The organism is Steroidobacter sp., assembly GCF_016790065.1.
Classification (GTDB): domain Bacteria; phylum Pseudomonadota; class Gammaproteobacteria; order Steroidobacterales; family Steroidobacteraceae; genus Steroidobacter.
The window spans coordinates 1-2522 of record NZ_JAEUPY010000329.1 but is presented as its reverse complement, the minus strand read 5'-3'; the positions used below and the strand labels follow the sequence as shown (position 1 = coordinate 2522).

Genomic DNA, 2522 nt, shown 5'->3' with positions numbered 1-2522 from the left:
GTGATTCGCGATGGCAAGGTCGCATGGGCCAAGGGCTATGGCGTGCTGCAGGCAGGCAAGCCCGACAAGGTCAATACCGAAACCATGTTTTCGGTGGGCTCGGTCAGCAAAGTTGCAGCCGCATCGGTCAGTTTGCGATTGGTCGATGCCGGTAAGATCGAGCTGGATCGCAACGTCAACCAGTATCTGACTCGTTGGAAGGTGCCGGAGAATGAGCTCACCGCGGTGAGTCCGGTGACGTTGCGAGGTTTGTTGTCGCATACCGCTGGAACGTCCGTGAAAGGCTTCAAGGATTATCAGCCCAACGAACCCATTCCCACGCTGCTCGATACGTTAGAGGGACGAGCGCCAGCGAAGAATGTACCGGTGCGTGTGGAGTTACTGCCGGGAACCAAACACAGCTATTCGGGCGGCGGCGTCACTGTCGAGCAGTTGTTGATCGAAGAAGTCAGCGGCGTCGCTTTCAAGCAAGCGGCGAGCAAGTACTTGTTCGAACCGCTCGGCATGAAGCGCAGTTCGTTCGAGAGTCCGCTGCCGGCGAGCTTCGGTAACATCGCTAAGGCGCATGGCAAAGAAGGTGAGCCTCGAGCATTGCCGCGCGGCTATGAGACGTTGCCTGAGACGGCTGCGTCCGGGCTTTGGTCGACACCGAGCGACTACGCCAAGCTCATCATCGCGTTGATCGATTCGTATCGCGGCAAAGCGGGCAGCTTTCTGAGCCCGGCCTTGGCCCATCAAATGATGAGCGAAGTCGGCGTGGCTCGACACGGCTTGGGCCCGGTGTTGAAGGGCAGCGGTGCGGAGCGCGTGTTTTTCCACGACGGCTCCAACGATTCGTACAAAGCGCACATGCAAGGTCATCTCGGCACCGGTAATGGCGTGGTGATTTTCACCAACGGCGCCAACGGTTCGAGTCTTTATTGGGAAGCGTTGCGGTCGGTCGCGGCGGCTGAAGGCTGGCCGGAGGACTTGAGCAGCTATCGTCAGGCACAGCCTTTCCCGCTGCCCACGGCAGAGCTGCAACAGTTCGCCGGCATCTATCAGCTACAGAGCGGCGCATCGAGCTATCGACATCGCGGTCGCGAGAAGCTGCTGCAGGTGTCGTATCAGAACGGCCAGCTGTCGTTCGACGATAGAGAGTTGGTGCCCATCGATGCCAATCATTTCGTGTTCCCGGATTTCGAGCGAGGCACTATCGAATTCGTGCGTGGCTATGACGGGCGCATCGAGACTCTGATCGTTCAGTACAGTGACGGCGGCGGCTGGGGCGGCACTCAAGAATTCAAGAAGGTTCGCTAGTCATGAATCCACGTTCATGGCTCGCGCTCGGCCTCGCGGTCGCACTCTCTGCGTGCGGTGGTGGCAAGCAAGCGCCGCCGCCTTCGATCCCTGCAGAGCAAGCGAAGGTCGACGCGATCTTTGCAGAGTACGCGCGACCGGGAAGTCCTGGTGTGGCGGTGGGCATCTATCGCGGCGGCAAGCAGATCTACTCGGCTGGTTATGGCTACGCAGATTTGGCAAGCAACGTCGCGATCACGCCGCACACGCCGTTTCAAATCGCCAGCACCTCCAAACAGTTCGCCGCCTTCTCGGCGGTGTTGTTGGAACGTGATGGCAAGCTCGATCTCGATGCCGATCTGCGCGACTACTTGCCCTATGTGCCGGACTTCGGCCGCAAGATTACGCCGCGCCATCTCATCTATCACACCAGCGGACTGCGGGATCAGTGGGATCTGTTTCTGTTGGGCGGCCGGAGTATGAGCGATCGGCTGCGTCAATCGCAGATCGTTACCATGGTGAAGCGTCAGCGCGGGCTGAACTTCGCTCCCGGCGCAGGCTTCGAGTACTCGAACACGGGCTATACATTGTTGGCTGAGCTGGTCGGTGCAGTATCGGGGCAGACGTTGCGAGAGTTCAGCGATACGCGAATCTTCCGACCGCTCGGCATGCGCGACACGTTTTTCTCCGATGACCTCAGCGAGATCATTCCGAACCGCGCGCACTCCTATGAGCAACGCGATGGCAAGTGGCATCTCGCGCCACTGAACTATGAAACCGTGGGTGCTACCGGCCTGTATGCCACGGTGGAGGATCTACTCAGGTGGGCTGCCAACTTCACGCGGCCGGTGGTCGGCGACGCTGCGCTGATCCGTGAATTTTCCGAGATGGGTAAGCTCGATGATGGCTCGGCCATTCCATACGGCTTCGGGCTCAAGCGAATGACATTCTCGGGTCACGAGGCCGTTTATCACAACGGCTCAGATGCCGCGTTCCGTTCGCAGTTCGCTTACTTTCCCGAGCAGGACTTCGCGGTGGTGCTGCTCGCGAACAACGGCATGAATCTGCAGCCGGCGTTTGAGAAGGTCATCGCCGCGTACTTGCCCGCCGCAACGACCCAGAACTCACTGCCGGCGCTGACTACGCCCGAGCCGAGCCTGGTCGACGCGCTTCAAGGGACCTACCTGACGCCGGGCGGTTCGACCGTCCTGCTCAGCAAAGGCGCCCACGGCTTGGTGCTGCAG

2 protein-coding genes are annotated in these 2522 nt (G+C 60.0%); both read left to right on the top strand.

The window, feature by feature from the left end; translation table 11 throughout:
• On the top strand, positions 1-1299 hold a 1299-nt coding region (locus JNL55_RS13745), incomplete at its 5' end, for a serine hydrolase domain-containing protein (protein WP_293853888.1).
• Positions 1300-1301: 2 nt separating this feature from the next.
• The coding region (locus tag JNL55_RS13740; protein ID WP_293853886.1) for a serine hydrolase domain-containing protein at positions 1302-2522 on the top strand (1221 nt) is incomplete at its 3' end.